The sequence below is a fragment of the Streptomyces soli genome (assembly GCF_003999195.1).
In the GTDB taxonomy this organism is placed as follows: domain Bacteria; phylum Actinomycetota; class Actinomycetes; order Streptomycetales; family Streptomycetaceae; genus Actinacidiphila; species Actinacidiphila soli.
Map to the genome: position 1 here is coordinate 49858 of NZ_RJVR01000057.1, position 18701 is coordinate 68558.

Here is an 18701-nt window from a genome sequence, read left to right on the forward strand (position 1 = left end):
TCCCCCACCCAGCCCCTGCCCGAAACCAGGGGGCAAGCCCCTTGGACCCCTGGTTCCGGGCAACCGCCCGCGATGGCGGCTGCCGCGACGACGCGAGGCCCGCGCGCGGCGGTGGGCGGCGCGCTGTTCCTGCTGTCGGACACCCTGATCATCACCGGCGCGCCGGGCTTCTGGATCATGCTGACCTACGCGGCAGCCCAGTACGCGCTGGCCTCGGGCCTGCTCAGGTACCGTGAAAGGACCTCGATCACCACCTGAGCACCGACAAGGACACACCATGCGCGCGACCGTCATCAATGCCCCTCGCGACATCCGGGTCGAGGAAGTACCGGACGCCGCGATCAAGGAATCCGGGGACGCCGTGGTGCGGGTGGTGCTGGCCTGCATCTGCGGCAGCGACCTGTGGGCGTACCGGGGGGAGTCGCCGCGGCAGCCGGGCCAGCGGATCGGGCACGAGTTCCTGGGCGTGGTCGAGGAGACCGGCTCCGAGGTGGCGGGACTCAAGGCGGGGGACCTTGTCGTGGCGCCGTTCGTCTGGTCGGACGGCACCTGCGAGCACTGCGTCGAGGGCCTGACGACCTCCTGCCCGGCGGGCGGCTTCTGGGGCTCGGTGGGCTCCGACGGCGGCCAGGGCGAGGCCGTACGGGTGCCCTTCGCCGAGGCCACCCTGGTGAAGCTCCCCGCGGAGGCGGCCTCCGACGAGCGGCTGCTCACCGCCCTGCTGTCCCTGTCCGACGTGCTGGGCACCGGCCACCACGCCGCCGTGGGCGCCGGCGTGAAGCCCGGCAGCAGGGTCGCCGTGGTCGGCGACGGCGCGGTGGGCCTGTGCGGCGTGCTGGCCGCCCGCCGTCTGGGCGCGGAGCGGATCATCGCGCTGGGGCGCCACACCGTACGTACCGACATCGCCCGGAAGTTCGGCGCCACCGACATCGTGGCCGAGCGGGGGGACGCCGCCGTCGAGGCGGTCCGCGAGCTCACCGGGGGCAAGGGCGCCCACGCGGTCATCGAGGCCGTGGGCACCGAGCAGTCCATGCGCACCGCCGTCGGCATCACCCGCGACGGCGGCGCCATCGGCTACGTCGGCGTCCCCCACGGCAGCGGCACCGGGCTCGACCTGGGCATCATGTTCAACCGCAACATCGCGCTGCGCGGCGGGGTCGCCCCGGTCCGTACGTACATCCCCGAGCTGCTGCCCGACGTGCTGGACGGCACCATCGACCCGTCCCCGGTCTTCGACCTCACGGTGGGCCTGGAGGGCGTCCCGGGCGGCTATGCGGCGATGGACGACCGCACCGCCCTCAAGACGCTCGTCAAGCTCTGAGCGTCCCGAGGGCGGTGCGCGCCGGCTACTTCACCGCGGCGAGCGCGTCGACGATGCCGGAGCCGTAGAAGCTGTTGACGTCCTTGCCCGAAGTGCAGGTCGAGTCCTCGACGCCGTTGCCGTCGGGGTCGTAAATCCCGGTCGGGCAGCCGGGGTTGTCGGCCTCGGCCTTGAGGATCCACAGCACCTGCGCCGGGGTGGCGAGGGGGTGCGTGCTCTTCACCAGCGCCGCGACGGCGGCCACGTGCGGGCTCGCCATCGAGGTGCCCTGCAGGTAGCCGTACGTGTTACCCGGCAGGGTGGACAGGATCCGGCCGTTGGCGTCCGGGGTGTCCGGGATCTGGTACTTGTCACCGCCGGGGCCGGCGACGTCGATGACCCCGAGGCCGTAACTGGAGTAGTACGACTTGAGGTTCTGCACGCCCGTCGCGGACACGGTGGCGACGCCCGGCAGTTGGGTCGGGATGTCGAAGCACTTGTGCGGATCGACGGTGCGGGTGACCGCGGTCGAGTCGTCCGGGCTGGACTCGTCGACGATCGCGTTGGAGTCGAGGTCGTCGTTGGAGTTTCCGGCCGACGCGACGTTGAGGACGCCCTTGCTCTGCGAGTAGAGCGAGGCGCGGTTGACGGCGTCGACGATGGCCAACTGGTCCGGGTCGTCGAGGCAGTTGTAGAGCCACGGGTCGATGTAGTAGCTGTTGTTGGTGATCTCGACGCCGTGGTCGGCGGCGAAGACGAAGGCGCAGACCACGCTCTCCGGGTAGAAGAGCTGGGTGACCGGGTCGGCCACCTTGATGGAGGCGACCTTCACGCCGGGGGCAACCCCGGCGACCCCGATGCCGTTGCGCGCGGCGGCGATCTCGCCGGCCACGTGGGTGCCGTGATAGTTGGCGGTGGTGTACGGGCGCCAGGCTCCGTAGCTCGTGTCCGCCACGCCGCCGACGCAGTTCGCGGACTGCGAGGCGGAGAAGTTGGCGGTCAGGTCCGGGTGGGTGTCGTCGACGCCCACATCGAGGACGGCGACGGTGACCTTGCTGCTGCCCGGGTTGATCTTGGCGGCCTTGTCGGCGCCGATGGCCCGCAGATCCCACTGGTTGGCCTCGAGCGGTTCCTGCCCGTCGGCGGCCTGGGATTGCGCCTTGGCCACCTGGGCGGCGGTGAGCACCTCCGGCGCGCCCTCGTCCGTGGTCGAGGCCGCCGAGAGCGCGGCGGTGCGGGTCGCGCCGGCCGTCTGCACCCCGCGCACCTTGCGGATCGTCGGCCCGAAGGCGGGGTTCGCCGAGTGGACGACGATGACGCCGATCTTGTCGTAGCTGGTGACGACCTCGCCGCCGGTCGCGATTATCGCGCGCTCGACGGACTTGATGGTGGAGCGGTCGGGCCTGGTGTTCACCACGTACGACAACAGCGGGCCGTCGGCCGCCGCCGCTGTGGTCGTCGTGCTGCCGGTCGTCGCTGCAGAGGCCGAGTTGGGCAGGAGCACCAGCGCGCTCGCCAGCGCGAAGCCGATGGGTATCGCGAGCGCGCGGCGCCGTCTCGGACGCCACCCTGGCCGGTTAGCCAGCGGAACCATGGGTTCTCCAATCGTCCAGCGACCCGTCCGGCGGCAGGGTTGCCTTTGGACGGGTACATGACGATGGAAACTAGCGCTGGTCAGAGGGTGCCTTCAATGGATCCCGGCGGAAAGCTCGGATTCCATTTCGTACAGGGGTTCGTGACGGAGGGTCGAAAGAGGGCCAATTTTCAATTACCGCCCCCTGTCGAAGCCTGTGGCCCGGCCTTTACCATGCGCGAGTCCGATCTTTACGTGGCGCACCTCACGTCACACACTCCCGCACGTCGCCGCCACACCCGCTCCGCCCCACAGGAGGAACCGTGGATTCCGCACCACCCTCCAGCACCTCCAGCACCTCCAGTCCGCCGACCCCGGCCTCCTACTCCGAGGTCGAGGCAAGCACGGAGTTCGGCCAACTCCGGCGCTCGTACCGTAACTTCACCTTCCCCGTCACGGTGGCCTTCATCGCCTGGTACCTGCTGTACGTGGTGTTGTCGAGCTACGCGGACTCCTTCATGGGCACCAAGATCGTCGGCAATATCAATGTCGCCTTCGTCCTGGGACTCGCGCAGTTCGTCACCACCTTCCTCATCGCGTGGCTTTACTCCCGCTATGCCAACGCCAAGCTCGACCCGGGCGCCGCAGCGCTCAAGAGCCGTCTGGAGGAAGCCGAATGAGCGCGCCGCTGACCACCGCCCAGGACACGGTCCCGCTCGCGGCGGCCGTCGCGAGCGAGCACCGCACCCTGATCATCAGCCTGTTCGCGGTCTTCGTCCTCGCCACCCTCGCCATCACCGTCTGGGCCGGCCGCCAGACCAAGGACGCCACCGACTTCTACGCCGGCGGCCGTTCCTTCACCGGCTTCCAGAACGGCCTGGCGATCTCCGGCGACTACATGTCCGCCGCCTCGTTCCTCGGCATCGCCGGCGCCATCGCCCTGGTCGGCTACGACGGCTTCCTCTACTCCATCGGCTTCCTGGTCGCCTGGCTCGTCGCCCTGCTCCTGGTCGCCGAACCGCTGCGCAACTCCGGCCGCTTCACCATGGCCGACGTCCTGGCCTTCCGGCTGAAGCAGCGCCCGGTCCGTACGGCGGCCGGCACCTCCACCATCGTCGTCTCGATCTTCTATCTGCTGGCGCAGATGGTCGGCGCCGGCGCGCTCGTCTCGCTGCTGCTCGGGGTCACCGGCGACGGGCCGAAGCGGCTGATCGTCGCGCTCGTCGGCATCGTCATGGTCCTCTACGTGACGATCGGCGGCATGAAGGGCACCACCTGGGTGCAGATCATCAAGGCCGTGCTCCTGATCCTCGGCACCCTGCTGATCACGATCCTGGTGCTCAACAAGTTCAACTGGAACGTTTCCTCGCTGCTCGGCGCAGCCGCCGAGAAGAGCGGCCAGGGCTCGAAGTTCCTGGAGCCGGGCCTGAAATACGGCGTCGACAGCACCAGTAAGATCAACTTCATCTCGCTCGGCCTCGCCCTCGTCCTGGGCACCGCCGGCCTGCCACACATCCTGGTGCGCTTCTACACGGTCCCGACCGCCAAGGCCGCCCGTAAGTCGGTGAACTGGGCGATCGGCATCATCGGCGTCTTCTACCTGATGACCATCGCGCTCGGCTTCGGTGCCGCCGCCCTGGTCGGCGCGGCGAAGATCACCGCCGTCGACAAGTCCGGCAACACCGCCGCCCCGCAGCTCGCCGAGGCCGTCGGCGGCGGCGCGGGCTCGACCTGGGGCGCGATCCTGCTGGCGGTGATCTCGGCGGTCGCCTTCGCGACGATCCTCGCCGTGGTCGCGGGGCTCACCCTGGCCTCGTCAGCCTCCTTCGCCCACGACCTGTGGGCCAATGTGATCCGTAAGGGGGAGACGACCGAGAAGAACGAGGTCGTCGTCGCCAAGATCGCGGCGGTCGTGATCGGCGCGGTGGCGATCGTCCTCGGTATGTACGCAACCAAACTCAACGCGGCGGCCCTGGTCGCCCTCGCCTTCGCGGTCGCGGCCTCCGCCAACCTCCCGACCATCCTCTACAGCCTCTACTGGAAGGGCTTCAAAACTCAGGGCGCGACGTGGTCCATCTACGGCGGCCTGATCTCCGCCGTGGTCCTGGTGGTCTTCTCCCCGGTGGTCTCCGGCTCGCCCGAGGCCCTCTTCTCCGGCAGTGACTTCCACTGGTTCCCGCTGACCAACCCCGGCATCGTCTCCATCCCGCTGGGCTTCGTCCTCGGCTGGCTCGGCACGGTCCTGTCCCGCGAGGAAGCGGACATAGAGAAGTACAAGGAGCTGGAGGTACGCGCCCTCACCGGCGCCGGCGCCCACTGATCACCACGGTGATATCAACAGACTGTTGAATGTCGGACCCGTCACGTAGGCTTCAGCACTACGGGGGCGGGTCCGGCCGCACCCGGGACCCCCAACCCCGCGGGAGGCGAAACATGCTGATCGACACGTATGGGCGCGTCGCCACAGATCTGCGCGTCTCGCTCACCGACCGCTGCAACCTGCGGTGTACGTACTGCATGCCCGAGGAAGGCCTCCAGTGGCTCGCCAAGCCCGAGCTGCTGACCGATGACGAAATCGTCCGGATGGTGCGGATCGCCGTCACCGACCTCGGCGTCAAGGACGTCCGCTTCACGGGCGGCGAGCCGCTGCTGCGCCCCGGCATCGTCGGTATCGTCGAGCGCTGCGCCGCCCTGGCGCCGCGCCCCAGGCTGTCGCTGACCACCAACGGCATCGGCCTTCAGCGCACCGCCGCCGCGCTGCGCGACGCGGGCCTGGACCGGGTCAATGTCTCCCTCGACACCCTGCGCCCGGACGTCTTCCAGGCCCTCACCCGCCGCAAGCGCCACCACGACGTCATAGGCGGCCTCGAGGCCGCACGGGCCGCCGGCCTCGCCCCCGTCAAGGTCAACACCGTGCTGATGCGCGGCGTCAACGACGACGAGGCCCCCGAGCTGCTGCAATGGGCCGTCGACAACGACTACGAGCTGCGCTTCATCGAGCAGATGCCGCTCGACGCCCAGCACGGCTGGCAGCGCAGCGACATGGTCACCGCCGAGGAGATCCTCGACAGCCTCCGCACCCGCTTCGACCTCGCCCCCGAGCCCGACGAGGCCCGTGGCCACGCCCCCGCCGAGCGCTGGCTGGTCGACGGCGGCCCCGCCCGGGTCGGCGTGATCGCCTCCGTCACCCGCCCCTTCTGCCGCGCCTGCGACCGCACCCGGCTCACCGCCGACGGCCAGGTCCGCAACTGCCTGTTCGCCCGTGAGGAGTCCGACCTGCGCGCCGCGCTGCGGTCCGGGGCGTCCGACGCCGAGATCGCCGAGCTGTGGAAGGTCGCCATGTGGGGCAAGAAGGCCGGCTCCGGGCTCGACGACCCCACCTTCCTCCAGCCCGAGCGGCCCATGTCAGCGATCGGCGGCTGACGCCTCCCACTCGTCGAGGGCGACCACGTCCCTGAGGAACCCGCGCATGTCCAGGAACTGCGAGAGATGCTCCCGGTGTTCCTCGCACGCCAGCCAGGTCTTCCGCCGCTCCGGCGTATGGATCTTCGGGTTGTTCCAGGCCAGCACCCACACAGCGGGGTTGCGGCAGCCCTTGGCCGAGCAGATCGGCGCGTCATCAGTCACAAGGACCAGTAAACATGGCGACGCCGGGCAGCCACGGGGGGAGCCGCCCGGCGTCGGTCCGTCGCTCCGACGGGGGATGCGGAGCGCGTACAAAGTATGTCACGCGGACACCCCGGCAGTGCAGTGGATCCCCATGATTGATCTGAGCTTTTCTTGAGCTTACGCATTGGTACGGATCAAGACTGGCCGGTGTGCGGAGCGGCCTTCTCCTCGGCGACCGGCTCCGCCGGAAGGTTCTCCGCTTCCTCCTCACCGGGGCCCAGCATCGGACTTACCGGCGCGTGAATGAAGGTCGACGGGAGCTTCGGCGCGTTCTCCCGGCCCGCGTTGGCGACCACCACCGCGACGTACGGCAGTAGAAGCCCCAGAGCCAGTGCGATCCAGCCCAGCGGCCGCGACACGTTCCACAGTGCGACGAAAAGGATGAACGACACCGTGCGCACCGACATCGAAATGATGTACCGCCGCTGCCTGCCCCGGACGTCGTCCGTCAGCCCGGCCCTGGCCCCCGTGATCCGGAAGACCTCCCCATGGCTGTGCTTCCGCATCACGTTCCACCACCCGCTCGACCCGCCGGATGTTCCCTGGTCCGGACAACTCCCACGGTACGCCGCGAGTCCGCCGCATTCGAGACCGGGGCCGCACCGTCCGTAACGCCGCCACCCCCGCCGTACGGCGTACGGACGCACCCGGCATGCGGCGTATGCCGCCCCGGCCCAGACTGGCGCTACGGGCGGCCGTGTCGGTCACCCCCACGCGAGGAGGCGACGGGAATGAGCTGGTTGTGGGCGATCATCGTCGGGTTGGTCCTGGGCTTGATCGCGAAGGCGATCCTGCCGGGGAAGCAGAACATCCCGCTGTGGCTGACGACGATCTACGGCATCCTGGGCAGCATCCTCGGCAATGCCGTCGCCGCGTGGGTCGGCATTGGGGAGACGAAGGGCATCGACTGGGGCCGGCATGCCCTCCAACTCGCCGGGGCGGTGCTCATCGTCGCCCTGGGCACCCCGTTGTGGGCCGCGATCCGGGGGCAGAAGAAGACCGCCTGAACCAGGCCCACCCCAGGCTCACCCGGTGTACTGCCGCAGATGTGCGGGCGGTACGCGGTCGGTGAGCCAGACGCCGTTGGCGCTGAGCCGGAAGATGTGGCCCTCGGTGGCCAGGGCGGCGGCGTCGACGACCAGGACCACGGGGCGGCCGTGGCGTGAGCCCACGCGCAGGGCCGTTTCGACGTCCGCCGAGAGGTGGACGTCCTGGCGGGACATGGGCTTGAGGCCTTCGCGGAGCACGAGGGGCAGCGTGGCGGTCGCGGTGCCGTGGTAGAGCACGGGGGGCGGCTCGGCGGAGGCCAGGCCGAGATCGACCTCGACCGAGTGGCCCTGGCTGGCGCGGATCCGCAGGCCGTCGTCGGAGTAGGCGAAGCGCTTCTTGTTGTTGTTCGCCACGACGTGGTCCAGCTCGGCCCGCGAGAAGCGCCGGCCGGCCCGGGTGGACGCGGCGAGGAGCTCCTCCACGTCCACCCAGCCGCCCTCGTCGAGGACGATGCCGATCGCCGCCGGATCGTGCCGCAGCACGCGCGACAGGAACTTCGACGTCCGGACCGTACTCTTCTCGTCCACCGCCGCTAGACCCCCTGACTGACCGAGCTCATGTTGAAGTCCGGCACCCGCATGGCCGGGAACGCGGCCCGTGTGAACCAGTCGCTCCACTCACGCGGCAGTGTCCGCTCCGTACGCCCGACCTCCGTGACCCGCCCCAGCAGGTCCACCGGAGACTCGTTGAACCGGAAGTTGTTGACGGCGCCCGTCACCTCGCCGTTCTCCACCAGGTAGACGCCGTCCCGGGTGAGGCCGGTGAGCAGCAGCGTGGCCGGGTCCACCTCGCGGATATACCAAAGGCAGGTCAGCAGCAGTCCGCGCTCGGTGTCGGCGACCAGCTCCTCCAGCGACCGCTTGCCGCCGCCGTCGAGCAGCAGATTGCCGCCGACGGGGGCGACGGGGAGGCCGGTGAGGGCAGCACTGTGCCGGGTGGTGAGCAGCCGCTCCAGGACGCCGTCGCGCAGCCAGTCGGTCGGCCCGACGGGCAGCCCGTTGTCGAAGACCGACGACGCGTCGCCGGAGGAGTGCGCGATCACGAAGGGCGCCGACTCCAGGCCGGGCTCGGCCGGGTCGCTGCGCAGGGTCAGCGGCAGCTCGGAGAGCTTCTCGCCGACCCGGGTGCCGCCGCCGGGCCTGCTGAAGACGGTACGGCCCTCGTGGGCGTCCCGGGCCGCCGCCGACCACTGCTGGTAGATCACCAGGTCGGCCACGGCGGACGGCGGCAGCAGCGTTTCGTACCGTCCCGCCGGGAGCTCGACCCGACGCTCGGCCCAGGCGAGCCGCTGGGCGAGGTCCGCGTCGAGCGCGCCGGGGTCGACGTCCTTGAAGTCCCGCGTGGCCGCGCCCGCCCAGGCCGAGCGGGACAGGTCCTCGGACTTGGCGTTGAGCTCCAGCGTGCCGCTCGGCTGGTCGTGCCGCAGCCGCAGCCCGGTCGAGGTCCCCAGGTAGGTGGACGTCACCGAGTGGTACGCGAAGCCGTACAGTCGCCGGCCGCCGGCCCGCGCGGTCGCGAAGGCCTCGCCCAGCGCCGGGGCGAAGGCCGCGAAGACCTCCGACGAGGTCTCGGCGGGCCCCTCCGTGAAGTGCGGGGACGCCGGAACGCCCTCGACCAGCGGCTGCGCGTCCTCCGCGGGACCCGCGTCCCGGGCGGCCGCCTCCGCCGCCCGCACCAGCGGCTCCAGCTCGTCATCGGTCACCGCGGCCCGGGACACGACACCCGAGGCGGTGCCCTGCGTGCCGTTCACCGTCGCGATGACGGTCAGTGTGCGACCGCGGGTCACGCCGTTCGTGGTCAGGGCGTTGCCCGCCCAGCGCAGGTTGGCGGAGGACTCCTCGTCGGCGATGACGATGGTGCCGTCCGCGCGTGACAACTCGAGGGCGCGCTCGACGATCTCGTGCGGGGCATTGACGCGAGGACTCATCGACCCGCCTCCTGCGTGGTGTTGAGGATGTTGACGCCGCGGAACAGCGCGGAGGGGCAGCCGTGTGACACGGCCGCGACCTGCCCCGGCTGGGCCTTGCCACAGTTGAAGGCGCCACCGAGGACGTACGTCTCGGGGCCGCCGACCGCCTCCATCGAACCCCAGAAATCGGTGGTGGTGGCCTGGTAGGCGACATCGCGGAGCTGCCCCGCCAGCCGCCCGTTCTCGATCCGGAAGAAGCGCTGACCGGTGAACTGGAAGTTGTAGCGCTGCATGTCGATCGACCACGACCGGTCGCCGACGATGTAGATGCCGCGCTCCACGCCGCCGATCAGCTCCTGCGTCGACGGGCCGTCCGCCGCGGGCCGCAGCGACACATTCGCCATCCGCTGCACCGGCACATGCCCGGGGGAGTCCGCGAAGGCGCAGCCGTTGGACCGCTCGAAGCCGGTCAGCTTCGCGATCCTGCGGTCCAGCTGGTAACCGACCAGCGTGCCGTCCTTCACCAGGTCCCAGGACTGCCCGGCCACGCCCTCGTCGTCGTACCCGATGGTCGCCAGGCCGTGCTCGGCCGTCCGGTCGCCGGTCACATTCAGGTGTTCGGAGCCGTACTTGAGCTTGCCGAGCTGGTCGAAGGTCGCGAAGGAGGTCCCCGCGTATGCCGCTTCGTAGCCCAGCGCGCGGTCCAGCTCCGTCGCGTGCCCGATCGACTCATGGATCGTCAGCCACAGATTGGAGGGGTCCACCACGAGGTCGTACGTGCCCGCCTCCACCGCCGGCGCCCGCATTTTCTCCGCCAGCAGCCCGGGGATCTCCGCCAGCTCGGCGTCCCAGTCCCACGCGGTGCCGGTCAGATACTCCCAGCCGCGCCCGACCGGCGGCGCCAGTGTCCGCATCGAGTCGAACTCACCCGACGTGGGGTCGACCGCGACAGCGGTGAGCACCGGATGGACCCGCACCCGCTGCTGCGTGGTGGTCGTGCCCGCCGTGTCCGCGTAGAACTTGTTCTCATGCACCGTCATCAGCGACGCGTCCACATGCGACACGCCGTCCGCCGCGAGCAGACGTCCGCTCCACTCCGCGAGCAGCCCGGTCTTGTCGGCATCCGGCACATCGAAGGGATCGGTCTCGTACGCCGAGATCCACACCTTGTCCGCGTGCACCGGCTCCGGAGCCAGCTCGACCCGCTCGTCCGAACCCGCCGCCGCGATGACCTTGGCCGACAGCTTCGCCATCGCCACCGCCTGCCCGGCCACCCGTGCCGCGGCGTCCATCGTCAGGTCCACGCCGGACGCGAACCCCCAGGCCCCGCCGTGCACCACCCGCACCGCATATCCCGCGTCCGTACCGTCCGACGAGCCGGAGGGCTTGCCGTCCCGCAGCCGCCACGACGCGCTGCGCACCCGCTCGAAGCGGAAGTCCGCGTGATCGGCGCCCAGCGCACGGGCCCTGGCCAGCGCCGCGTCGGCCAGCGCGCGCAACGGCAGCGCCAGAAATGACTGATCGATCTCATGGGGCACGGCGGCCTCCCCTTCTCGCCCACGCGACACGTCCACAGCTTCCCGAAGTGAATCATGCCGCTACGACAGTCCTGCCGGCCACGACTTTCCCCCACCCCCGCTAGGCTGATCGGCACCGGTTTCCCAGGGGCGGGAAACGAGACCGGTGACACGCGGCAAGCAAGGGGAGATTGCCTTCACTGTGGATGTTTTCGGGGTTCACCAGAAGCTCATCGCCGACTACGACGCCTTTACAAGTTCGCTGGTGGGTGTCAGGAGCCGCGAGATCCAACGGCACCTGGACGGTGAGCGGGACCGCAAGGCGCGCTGGCCCGACCCCCGGATCTCCCTCAACCCGAACTTCCGCAGTGGCGGCACGGTCGCCCAGCTCGCCGAGGACCTGGTCCTGCACCCCGAGTGCAGTCGCTACTTCCGGCTGAAGAGCACCCACTCGGCGCTCGGGTCGTACTCGAAGGCCCAACCGGTCTCGTCCTCGACGCCTTCCCGGTGTTCGGTCACAGACCGATCTCCTGTTGAGCCTCGCCAAGGATGCGGCCGGTGGTCTCCATGGCATCCCGAAACTGCTGCTCGCTCGCCTTCGGGTCGCCGCTGAGTCGTTCGGCCTCGTGGAAGGCCGCAGCCCGGGTGGGCCAGCGCTCGATGGCCACGACGGTCGCCCACTTGGCCAGGAAGAACCGAAGAGGGTTGGTCGACTGAGCTTGCACAGCACAGTCGAAAGCCTCCGCGCACTCTCGGTCCAGCTCAGCAAGGCGGGGGAGCGCGACCCGCCGAATCGCTTCCCGCAACGCTTCTCGCGTCATCACCGGCTGCGGGATCAGGGGGCCGTCCTGTTCAGCGTGCTGAGCGGACATGCCTGGATCCCTTCTGCGGAGTGTTCTCGGCCGCGGCCCAGTCTGCCAGAGGGCTGCGACATTCATGCCCAGTAGCTCTGTAGGCACCGCACTCAGCTTGTTCAAGGCACGCCATACCCCAGAGATGGTTTCCGGGAGAGGTGACCTTGCTGAGACGTTGCTTAGCCCTTCGGACTCGGTTGTTCTGTAGAGACCCGACATAGAGCCGTACGAGCCCCTGTCGAGGGTCGATTCTCCGTACCGGCCCGTAGACCGATAGCTTCGAGGTAAGCCAGACGACTATTGAAAGGGTGATCCGTTGAGCCGCTCGGTTCTCGTCACCGGAGGAAACCGGGGCATCGGCCTCGCCATCGCCCGCGCCTTCGCCGACGCCGGCGACAAAGTCGCCATCACCTACCGCTCGGGAGAGCCGCCGGCCGGCTTCCTGGCCGTCAAGTGCGACATCACCGACTCCGAGCAGGTCGAGCAGGCATTCAAGGAGATCGAGTCCGAGCAGGGCGCGGTCGAGGTGCTGGTTGCCAACGCCGGTGTCACCCGTGACCAGTTGCTGCTGCGGATGACCGACGAGGACTTCACCTCGGTCCTGGACACCAACCTCACCGGCACCTTCCGGGTGGTCAAGGCCGCCACGAAGAAGATGCTGCGGGCCCGTAAGGGCCGGATTGTCCTCATCTCCTCGGTGGTCGGACTCCTCGGCTCCGCGGGCCAGGCCAACTACGCCGCATCCAAGGCCGGTCTGGTCGGCTTCGCGCGCTCCGTCGCCCGTGAGCTCGGCTCGCGCAACATCACCGTCAACGTCGTCGCGCCCGGCTTCGTCGACACCGACATGACCCGCGTGCTCACCGACGAGCAGCGCAAGGGCATCGTCGCGCAGGTCCCGCTGGGCCGCTACGCCCAGCCCGAGGAGATCGCCTCCTCGGTCCGCTTCCTCGCATCCGACGAGGCCGCATACATCACCGGAGCCGTCATTCCCGTCGACGGCGGATTGGGCATGGGTCACTGAGCACCATGAGTGGAATCCTCGCAGGCAAGCGCATCCTGGTCACCGGAGTCCTCACCGACTCCTCGATCGCTTTCCACGTCGCGAAGCTCGCCCAGGAGGAGGGCGCGGAGGTCGTCCTCACCGGCTTCGGCCGGCTGAGCCTCGTCGAGCGCATCTCCAAGCGCCTGCCGAAGCCGGCCCCGGTCATCGAGCTCGACGTCCAGAACAAGGAGCACCTCGACGGCCTCGCCGCCAAGGTCTCCGAGCACATCGGCGATGGCATCAACCTCGACGGCGTCGTGCACTCCATCGGCTTCGCCCCGCAGGACGCGCTCGGCGGCAACTTCCTCAACACCGAGTGGCCGTCCGTGGCCACCGCCGTCGAGGTCTCCGCGTACTCGCTCAAGTCGCTGACCATGGCCCTGCTGCCGCTGCTCGAGCAGCGCGGCGGTTCCGTCGTCGGCATGGACTTCGACGCGCAGGTCGCCTGGCCGAAGTACGACTGGATGGGCGTCGCCAAGGCCGCCCTCGAGTCGACATCGCGCTACCTCGCCCGCGACCTCGGCGAGAAGAACATCCGCTGCAACCTCATCTCCGCCGGCCCCATCAAGTCCATGGCCGCCAAGTCCATCCCCGGCTTCGAGGACCTCGCCCAGGTCTGGGACTCCCGCGCCCCCCTCACGTGGGACCTCACCGACCCCGAGCCCGCCGCCCGCGGCGTCGTCGCCCTCCTCTCCGACTGGTTCCCCAAGACCACCGGTGAGATCGTCCACGTCGACGGCGGCCTGCACGCGATCGGCGCCTAACGGCTGCTTCGCCCGGTTCTGGATTCGCCCGTTCGGGCGACCAGAACTGGGCGTTGTGCGTGGTGGGGGGCACACGATGAGGCTATGGCGCGCACCTCGGCAGTCCTGGTCCTGACCGCGATAGCCGCCCTCGCGGCGGCGTACGCGTGTCCGTCCGCTCACGCCGATACCGGCTGTAGTACGCATGTGCAAGGGAGTCTGGGGGTGGCGGTGTGCCACAACCCGGACCCGCGGAAGGATCATGTGCAGCTGCACATCGAGTGCCGACGATGGTGGGATCCGGACGTGGACGGGCGGCTGCTGGAGATCGGGCCGGCCGAGACGGTGACGATGGGGGACCGCTGCTGGAAGGAGATCCAGCGGATCTGGGTCACCATTACGCAGGGGGAACGCTGAAGCACCAGCTGAAGGCGTGTCCGGCTGCTTCCGTCGCGGCGGTGTCGCCGTCGCCGGCCCGGATCGCCTCGACCAGCCGGGCGTGGTCGACGTACTGCTCGGGCCGCAGCTCCTCGCCGACGTCCGCTCGCAGGAAGGCGCGCAGGACCTGGCCCAGGTCCGCGTAGAGCTCGGCGAGGACGGGGTTGTGGGAGGCCGCGACGACGGCCAGGTGCAGTGTGGCGTCGGCCTCGACGAAGGCGTCGGCGTCACCGGACTCCCAGGCCCGCTCGCGGCGGTCGAGGGCGGCGTCCAGGTTGGCGATGTCCCGTTCCGTACGCCGCTGGGCGGCGAGCCGCGCCGCCGCCGCCTCCAGGGCGCTGCGCAGCTCGCTCACGTGCCCCGTCTCGGCGTCGGCGAAGCGGCGGTGCATGACCCCGGCGAGCTCGCTGGTGGCCAGGACGTAGGTGCCGGAGCCCTGCCGGATGTCGAGGAGCCCGTTGTGGGCGAGGGCACGGACCGCCTCGCGCACGGTGTTCCTGGCCACCCCGAGCTGCTCGACGAGCTGCTGCTCGGTCGGAATGCGCGAGCCGACCGGCCACTCGCCGGAGGTGATCTGGGCGCGCAGCTGCGCGATCACCTGGTCGGCCAGCGCGGAACGCCGGGGTGAGGTCAGCGGCATGGACTCTCCCTTCCCATATTCATCCCATGATTCTACGATGACCTTCATGCGTACCGACAAAGCCACGACCGCGGTCGTGTCCCCGCCGCACACCGCCCGCGTACGCACCCATGGAGCCACCGCCGTCATCGTCGCCGCCCTGGTGCTGGCCGCCCTCAACCTACGCCCCGCCATCACCAGCCTCGGCGCCGTCCTGGAGGAGGTACGCGGCGACCTCGGCATGAGCGGCACCGTCGCCGGCCTGCTCACCTCAGTCCCCGTCCTGTGCTTCGCCGTGTTCGGCGTGGCCGCGCCCCGCCTGGCCCGTCGCTTCGGGGCGGCCGCCGTCATCTGCGTCGGGATGGCGGTCATCGCCGTCGGCCTGGGCCTGCGCCCCTTCGCCGGGGGCACGGCGCTGTTCCTCGCCGCCAGCGCCGTCGCCCTGGCCGGCATCGCGGTCACCAACGTCCTGATGCCCGTCATCGTCAAGCGGTACTTCCCGGACCGCGTCGGCGCCATGACCGGCCTCTACTCCATGGCCCTGACCCTCGGCGCCGGGCTCGGCTCCGCGATCACCGTCCCGCTGGCCGACGCCGCGGGCGGCAGCTGGCGCTTCGGCCTGGGCGCCTGGGCCGTGGTCGCGGCCGTCGCGGTGGTGCCGTGGCTGGTGATGCTCGTACGGGACCGGTCCGGCGCCGCCGCCGCGCCGCCCCAGGTCACCGCCACGGGCGCACGGATCACCAGGAGCCGTACCGCCTGGGCGCTCGCGATCTTCTTCGGCCTCCAGGCCATCAGCGCGTACGTCGCCATGGGCTGGCTGCCACAGATCTTCCGCGACGCCGGGGTCCCGGCCGGCACCGCGGGCATGCTGTCCGCCGTGACGATGAGCATGGGCGTACCGCTGTCCTTCGTCCTCCCCGCCCTCGCCGGCCGGATGCGGCACCAGGGCTCGCTCGCCGTTGCCCTCGGCGCCTTCGGGGTGGCCGGGTACGCCGGGCTGTGGCTCGCCCCGGCCGCCGCGCCCTGGGTCTGGGCGGTCCTGCTCGGCGTCGCCAACTCCACCTTCCCCCTCGTGCTCACCCTGATCGGGATGCGCTCGCGCACTCCCTCGGGCGTGGTCCGGCTCTCCGCCTTCGCGCAGTGCACCGGCTACCTCATCACCGTGCCCGGGCCCATCCTGGTCGGCGCCCTCTACCAGTCCAGCGGCGGCTGGGGGCTGCCCATCGGCCTCATGACGGCGTTGCTGGTGCCGCAGACCGTGGCCGGTGTCGTCGCCGGCCGCAACCGCTTCGTCGAGGACGAGCTGCGACCCGGGTAAAAGCCGCATCCGGCCCGGTGCGAAACTGAGTGCATGCCCGTACTTGAGCCGGATCCGCCGCAGCCCCAGAAGAAGCTTCTCGTCATCTTCGGCCTGATGATGGCCGTCCCGGCGGTCGTCGCGGTGGTCGCCATCATCGCCGCCAGACTCGGCTGACCCTCAGGCCTGGGGTAGGGACAACCCCACCACCCCTAGGGGGCCAGGGTCAGGGTGCAGTGGGTGGGCCACCGGATGGGACCGCGGGCCCCGCTTCCGTAGCGTCGTAGTGCAGTCACAGCCAGCACCTCGGCCCTTCACGGAGGCGGTCCCCGTGTCCTCGCAGATGTTCCATCGACAGACGGCACGGCAGGCCCAGACCCGTCTCCCCTGGTGGGCCCTCGCGCTGCCCGCCCTCGCCTTCGCCGCCCTTCTGGCGCTGGTCGCGGCCCCGGCCCATGCCGACCCGTCGGCCGCCGAGCCGCTCGTCCACCTCCTCGGCCGGATCACGCAGGCGATTCCCGACCTTGTCCGGCAGGTGCTGTGAGCATCGGACCGGGCCCTTGTCCACACCTCGTCCACACCTCGCGCCTGATGGCTGGTTTTCTGGAAAGCTGATGGGCATGAGCGAAGCTGCATCGTCCCGCCGGATCGTCCTGCTGCGGCACGCAAAGGCCGACTGGCCCGCCGTACCCGACCACGAGCGGCCCCTCGCCGAGCGCGGCCGCAAGGACGCGCCTGCCGCCGGACGCCGGCTCGCGGACCTGGGCATCCCCTTCGACCTGGCCCTCTGCTCCTCCTCCGCCCGCACCCGCGAAACGTGGAAGCTGGCCGTGCACGAACTGTCGCACCGGCCCAAGACCGTCTACGAGGAGCGGCTCTACGACGCCACCCTTGGTGATCTCCTGGCGCTGTTGGCCGAAACCCCCGACGACATCAACGACTTGCTCGTTATCGGCCACAATCCCGCCATGCGGGCCCTCGCCGACGCCCTCGCCGGCCAGGCCGACGGCGACACCCTGACCCGCCTCAGCCGCGGCGGCTTCCCCACCGCCGCCGTCGCCGTTCTCACCTTCTCCGGTTCCTGGAAGTCGGTGGAACACGGCGTCGCCCGGCTCACGGACTTCTGGGCCCCGCACGAGTAGGCCGCGGCGCGCGCCGGTTCAGTCGGCGGTGCCGTCCAGTTCGTCGGCGGACTCGACCTCTTCGCGGGTCACGCCCAGCAGGTAGAGCACGGTGTCCAGGAAGGGCACGTTGACGGCGGTGTCGGCCGCCTGCCGCACGACGGGCTTGGCGTTGAAGGCGACGCCGAGCCCGGCGGCGTTGAGCATGTCCAGGTCGTTCGCCCCGTCACCGATGGCGACTGTCTGCCCGAGCGGCACACCCGCCTGCTCCGCGAAGCGCCGCAGCAGGCGGGCCTTGCCGGCCCGGTCGACGAGCTCGCCGGTGACCCGGCCCGTGAGCTTGCCGTCGATGATCTCCAGGGTGTTGGCGGCGGCGAAGTCGAGCCCCAGCCGCTCCTTGAGGTCGTCGGTGACCTGCGTAAAGCCGCCGGAGACGACGCCCACCTGGTAGCCGAGCCGCTTGAGCGTACGGATCAGGGTCCGCGCCCCGGCCGTCAGCCGGACCTCGGCCCTGACCTTGTCGACGACGGACTCGTCGAGCCCCGCCAGCAGCGCGACCCGGGCGTGCAGGGACTGCTCGAAGTCCAGCTCGCCGCGCATCGCGGCGGCCGTGATCTCGGCGACCTTCTCCCCGGCCCCGGTGCCGGCGTGGGCGGCGAAGAGCTCGATGACCTCGTCCTGGATGACCGTGGAGTCCACGTCCATGACGACGAGCCGCTGGGCCCGCCGGTGCAGCCCGGCCGCCACCACCGCGATGTCGACGCCCCGCGCGCGCGCCTCGACGGACAGCGCGGGCCGCAGCGTGTCCGTGGCGACGCCCGAGACCGCGAACTCGACGGCGGTCACCGGGTACTTCGCGAGCCGGAAGATCCGGTCGATGTTGCCGCCGGCCCCGGTGATGGTGGCCGCTATGGCCGCCGTCGCCTCGGCGGTGAGCGGGTGGCCCAGCACCGTCACATGGGAACGGCCCTCGCCGCGCGGCCGGTTGTCGCCGATGCCGGAGATGATCTCCGCCTGCAGCTTCAGCGACTCGGCCCAGTTGTGCACGGTCGACCGCAGCTCGCCCTCCAGGCCCCGCCCGGACGGCTTGGTCACCAGCGCGCAGAGCACGATGCGGCCCCGTGTGACGACCTGCTCGATGTCCACCACGTCCACACCGAACGCGGCCAGCGTGTCGAACAGCCCGGCCGTGATGCCGGGCCGGTCCTTGCCGAAGATCTTGACCAGGAGGGTCGGCACATTGACGGTCTGCGATACGTCGTTCATGGTGACACCACCGTATCGGGCTCCGCTCGGGCCGCGACACGTCGTCCCGCGTGGCGGACATCCCAGCTCAGCCCGGGGTCGGCGGCTGCTCCTTGTACGGATTGGGCTCGTCCTGGCCGGGCCGGTAGACCGGGCTCGGGATGTAGGGCCCCGGCTGGTACGCGATGCCCGGATACGTACGTGACGAGTCACCGCCGACAGGCCCCACCGGCCCCGGCCCCCGCCCCCGCGCATACGGCGCCGCCCGCCGCCCCGCCGCCCCTGTGGCCAGCGCCAGAAGCGCCCCCACGCCGCCCGCCGCAC

The 18701-nt window shown here is 70.4% G+C and carries 21 protein-coding genes and 2 pseudogenes; 13 read left to right on the forward strand and 10 right to left on the reverse strand.

The window, feature by feature from the left end; translation table 11 throughout:
- Positions 1-69: 69 nt before the first annotated feature.
- Both EFK10_RS04175 and EFK10_RS04180 read left to right on the forward strand, forming a co-directional pair.
- Positions 70-258: pseudogene (locus tag EFK10_RS04175) on the forward strand (lysoplasmalogenase family protein); the annotation flags it as partial.
- A 19-nt stretch (positions 259-277) separates the two neighbouring features.
- Positions 278-1321, forward strand: a complete 1044-nt coding sequence (locus EFK10_RS04180; protein WP_127354420.1) for a zinc-dependent alcohol dehydrogenase family protein — start codon at positions 278-280, stop codon at positions 1319-1321.
- A gap of 25 nt (positions 1322-1346) precedes the next feature.
- Here EFK10_RS04180 and EFK10_RS04185 read toward each other — a convergent pair whose 3' ends face one another.
- Entirely contained in the window at positions 1347-2894 is a 1548-nt protein-coding gene (locus EFK10_RS04185) for a S8 family serine peptidase (RefSeq protein ID WP_127354421.1), read from the reverse strand.
- 302 nt (positions 2895-3196) lie between these two features.
- Here EFK10_RS04185 and EFK10_RS04190 point away from each other — a divergent pair, with 302 nt between their 5' ends.
- The 3 genes from EFK10_RS04190 to moaA all read left to right on the forward strand — a co-directional run bounded on the left by EFK10_RS04190 (position 3197) and on the right by moaA (position 6296).
- Entirely contained in the window at positions 3197-3553 is a 357-nt protein-coding gene (locus EFK10_RS04190; protein WP_127354422.1) for a DUF485 domain-containing protein, read from the forward strand.
- Entirely contained in the window at positions 3550-5193 is a 1644-nt protein-coding gene (locus EFK10_RS04195; protein ID WP_127354423.1) for a solute symporter family protein, read from the forward strand. Before EFK10_RS04190 ends, EFK10_RS04195 begins: the two co-directional genes overlap by 4 nt.
- A 113-nt stretch (positions 5194-5306) precedes the next feature.
- Positions 5307-6296, forward strand: coding sequence for a GTP 3',8-cyclase MoaA (moaA, locus tag EFK10_RS04200; protein ID WP_240676974.1), 990 nt, complete (start codon positions 5307-5309; stop codon positions 6294-6296).
- On the opposite strand, the gene EFK10_RS04205 is transcribed toward moaA, so the two are convergent.
- Positions 6279-6500, reverse strand: a complete 222-nt coding sequence (locus tag EFK10_RS04205; protein WP_127354425.1) for a hypothetical protein — start codon at positions 6498-6500, stop codon at positions 6279-6281. The two genes, moaA and EFK10_RS04205, sit on opposite strands and share 18 nt — an antisense overlap.
- 176 nt (positions 6501-6676) lie before the next feature.
- Positions 6677-7048 carry a DUF3099 domain-containing protein gene (locus tag EFK10_RS04210; RefSeq protein ID WP_127354426.1) on the reverse strand — a complete coding sequence of 124 codons (372 nt, stop codon included), beginning with the start codon at positions 7046-7048 and terminating at the stop codon, positions 6677-6679.
- A gap of 225 nt (positions 7049-7273) precedes the next feature.
- Here EFK10_RS04210 and EFK10_RS04215 point away from each other — a divergent pair, with 225 nt between their 5' ends.
- On the forward strand, positions 7274-7549 hold the full coding sequence (locus EFK10_RS04215; protein WP_127354427.1) for a GlsB/YeaQ/YmgE family stress response membrane protein: 276 nt from the start codon (positions 7274-7276) through the stop codon (positions 7547-7549).
- Positions 7550-7567: 18 nt separating this feature from the next.
- Here EFK10_RS04215 and EFK10_RS04220 read toward each other — a convergent pair whose 3' ends face one another.
- From EFK10_RS04220 to EFK10_RS04235, 4 genes are all read right to left on the reverse strand, one after another.
- Positions 7568-8119 carry an RNA 2'-phosphotransferase gene (locus EFK10_RS04220; RefSeq protein ID WP_127354428.1) on the reverse strand — a complete coding sequence of 184 codons (552 nt, stop codon included), beginning with the start codon at positions 8117-8119 and terminating at the stop codon, positions 7568-7570.
- A gap of 5 nt (positions 8120-8124) precedes the next feature.
- Complete coding sequence (locus EFK10_RS04225; protein ID WP_127354429.1) at positions 8125-9519, reverse strand: metallopeptidase TldD-related protein; 1395 nt, start codon at positions 9517-9519, stop codon at positions 8125-8127.
- A complete protein-coding gene (locus EFK10_RS04230; protein ID WP_127354430.1) occupies positions 9516-11039 on the reverse strand; it encodes a TldD/PmbA family protein in 1524 nt (507 codons plus the stop codon). The genes EFK10_RS04225 and EFK10_RS04230 overlap by 4 nt, the downstream gene beginning before the upstream one ends.
- A 494-nt stretch (positions 11040-11533) precedes the next feature.
- Positions 11534-11890 (reverse strand): hypothetical protein, encoded by a 357-nt coding sequence (locus EFK10_RS04235; RefSeq protein WP_127354431.1) that lies wholly within the window; start codon positions 11888-11890, stop codon positions 11534-11536.
- 298 nt (positions 11891-12188) lie between these two features.
- On the opposite strand from EFK10_RS04235, the gene fabG reads away from it, so the two are divergent.
- From fabG to EFK10_RS04250, 3 genes are all read left to right on the forward strand, one after another.
- On the forward strand, positions 12189-12893 hold the full coding sequence (gene fabG, locus EFK10_RS04240) for a 3-oxoacyl-[acyl-carrier-protein] reductase (RefSeq protein ID WP_127354432.1): 705 nt from the start codon (positions 12189-12191) through the stop codon (positions 12891-12893).
- A 5-nt stretch (positions 12894-12898) separates the two neighbouring features.
- The gene (gene fabI / locus EFK10_RS04245; RefSeq protein ID WP_127354433.1) at positions 12899-13678 is read left to right on the forward strand and encodes an enoyl-ACP reductase FabI; all 780 of its coding nucleotides are present in this window, start codon (positions 12899-12901) and stop codon (positions 13676-13678) included.
- Positions 13679-13762: 84 nt separating this feature from the next.
- Complete coding sequence (locus EFK10_RS04250) at positions 13763-14074, forward strand: hypothetical protein (protein WP_206305297.1); 312 nt, start codon at positions 13763-13765, stop codon at positions 14072-14074.
- On the opposite strand, the gene EFK10_RS04255 is transcribed toward EFK10_RS04250, so the two are convergent.
- Positions 14055-14735 (reverse strand): FadR/GntR family transcriptional regulator, encoded by a 681-nt coding sequence (locus EFK10_RS04255; RefSeq protein WP_127354434.1) that lies wholly within the window; start codon positions 14733-14735, stop codon positions 14055-14057. The two genes, EFK10_RS04250 and EFK10_RS04255, sit on opposite strands and share 20 nt — an antisense overlap.
- 46 nt (positions 14736-14781) lie before the next feature.
- Here EFK10_RS04255 and EFK10_RS04260 point away from each other — a divergent pair, with 46 nt between their 5' ends.
- The 4 genes from EFK10_RS04260 (at position 14782) to EFK10_RS04270 (ending at position 17153) form a co-directional block, all read left to right on the forward strand.
- Positions 14782-16032, forward strand: a complete 1251-nt coding sequence (locus EFK10_RS04260) for a CynX/NimT family MFS transporter (RefSeq protein ID WP_240676975.1) — start codon at positions 14782-14784, stop codon at positions 16030-16032.
- A gap of 33 nt (positions 16033-16065) precedes the next feature.
- Complete coding sequence (locus EFK10_RS51855; RefSeq protein ID WP_265737468.1) at positions 16066-16188, forward strand: SGM_5486 family transporter-associated protein; 123 nt, start codon at positions 16066-16068, stop codon at positions 16186-16188.
- Positions 16189-16354: 166 nt separating this feature from the next.
- The gene (locus tag EFK10_RS04265) at positions 16355-16555 is read left to right on the forward strand and encodes a hypothetical protein (protein ID WP_127354439.1); all 201 of its coding nucleotides are present in this window, start codon (positions 16355-16357) and stop codon (positions 16553-16555) included.
- 76 nt (positions 16556-16631) lie between these two features.
- Positions 16632-17153 carry a SixA phosphatase family protein gene (locus EFK10_RS04270; RefSeq protein WP_127354436.1) on the forward strand — a complete coding sequence of 174 codons (522 nt, stop codon included), beginning with the start codon at positions 16632-16634 and terminating at the stop codon, positions 17151-17153.
- 18 nt (positions 17154-17171) lie between these two features.
- Here the strand turns inward: EFK10_RS04270 and serB are convergent, their stop codons facing one another.
- Together serB and EFK10_RS46975 are read right to left on the reverse strand one after the other, a co-directional pair.
- Complete coding sequence (serB, locus tag EFK10_RS04275) at positions 17172-18398, reverse strand: phosphoserine phosphatase SerB (protein WP_127354437.1); 1227 nt, start codon at positions 18396-18398, stop codon at positions 17172-17174.
- A 67-nt stretch (positions 18399-18465) separates the two neighbouring features.
- Positions 18466-18701, reverse strand: a pseudogene (locus tag EFK10_RS46975) (streptophobe family protein); the annotation flags it as partial.

Excerpts from the sequence above, each read along its gene's own strand:
- EFK10_RS04180 (WP_127354420.1), top strand. The coding sequence starts at position 278 with ATGCGCGCGACCGTCATCAATGCCCCTCGCGACATCCGGGTCGAGGAA.
- EFK10_RS04185 (WP_127354421.1), bottom strand. The coding sequence starts at position 2,894 with ATGGTTCCGCTGGCTAACCGGCCAGGGTGGCGTCCGAGACGGCGCCGC.
- EFK10_RS04195 (WP_127354423.1), top strand. The coding sequence starts at position 3,550 with ATGAGCGCGCCGCTGACCACCGCCCAGGACACGGTCCCGCTCGCGGCG.
- moaA (WP_240676974.1), top strand. The coding sequence starts at position 5,307 with ATGCTGATCGACACGTATGGGCGCGTCGCCACAGATCTGCGCGTCTCG.
- EFK10_RS04210 (WP_127354426.1), bottom strand. The coding sequence starts at position 7,048 with ATGCGGAAGCACAGCCATGGGGAGGTCTTCCGGATCACGGGGGCCAGG.
- EFK10_RS04215 (WP_127354427.1), top strand. The coding sequence starts at position 7,274 with ATGAGCTGGTTGTGGGCGATCATCGTCGGGTTGGTCCTGGGCTTGATC.
- EFK10_RS04225 (WP_127354429.1), bottom strand. The coding sequence starts at position 9,519 with ATGAGTCCTCGCGTCAATGCCCCGCACGAGATCGTCGAGCGCGCCCTC.
- EFK10_RS04235 (WP_127354431.1), bottom strand. The coding sequence starts at position 11,890 with ATGTCCGCTCAGCACGCTGAACAGGACGGCCCCCTGATCCCGCAGCCG.
- fabI (WP_127354433.1), top strand. The coding sequence starts at position 12,899 with ATGAGTGGAATCCTCGCAGGCAAGCGCATCCTGGTCACCGGAGTCCTC.
- EFK10_RS04250 (WP_206305297.1), top strand. The coding sequence starts at position 13,763 with ATGGCGCGCACCTCGGCAGTCCTGGTCCTGACCGCGATAGCCGCCCTC.
- EFK10_RS04255 (WP_127354434.1), bottom strand. The coding sequence starts at position 14,735 with ATGCCGCTGACCTCACCCCGGCGTTCCGCGCTGGCCGACCAGGTGATC.
- EFK10_RS04260 (WP_240676975.1), top strand. The coding sequence starts at position 14,782 with ATGCGTACCGACAAAGCCACGACCGCGGTCGTGTCCCCGCCGCACACC.
- EFK10_RS51855 (WP_265737468.1), top strand. The coding sequence starts at position 16,066 with ATGCCCGTACTTGAGCCGGATCCGCCGCAGCCCCAGAAGAAGCTTCTC.
- EFK10_RS04265 (WP_127354439.1), top strand. The coding sequence starts at position 16,355 with ATGTTCCATCGACAGACGGCACGGCAGGCCCAGACCCGTCTCCCCTGG.
- EFK10_RS04270 (WP_127354436.1), top strand. The coding sequence starts at position 16,632 with ATGAGCGAAGCTGCATCGTCCCGCCGGATCGTCCTGCTGCGGCACGCA.
- serB (WP_127354437.1), bottom strand. The coding sequence starts at position 18,398 with ATGAACGACGTATCGCAGACCGTCAATGTGCCGACCCTCCTGGTCAAG.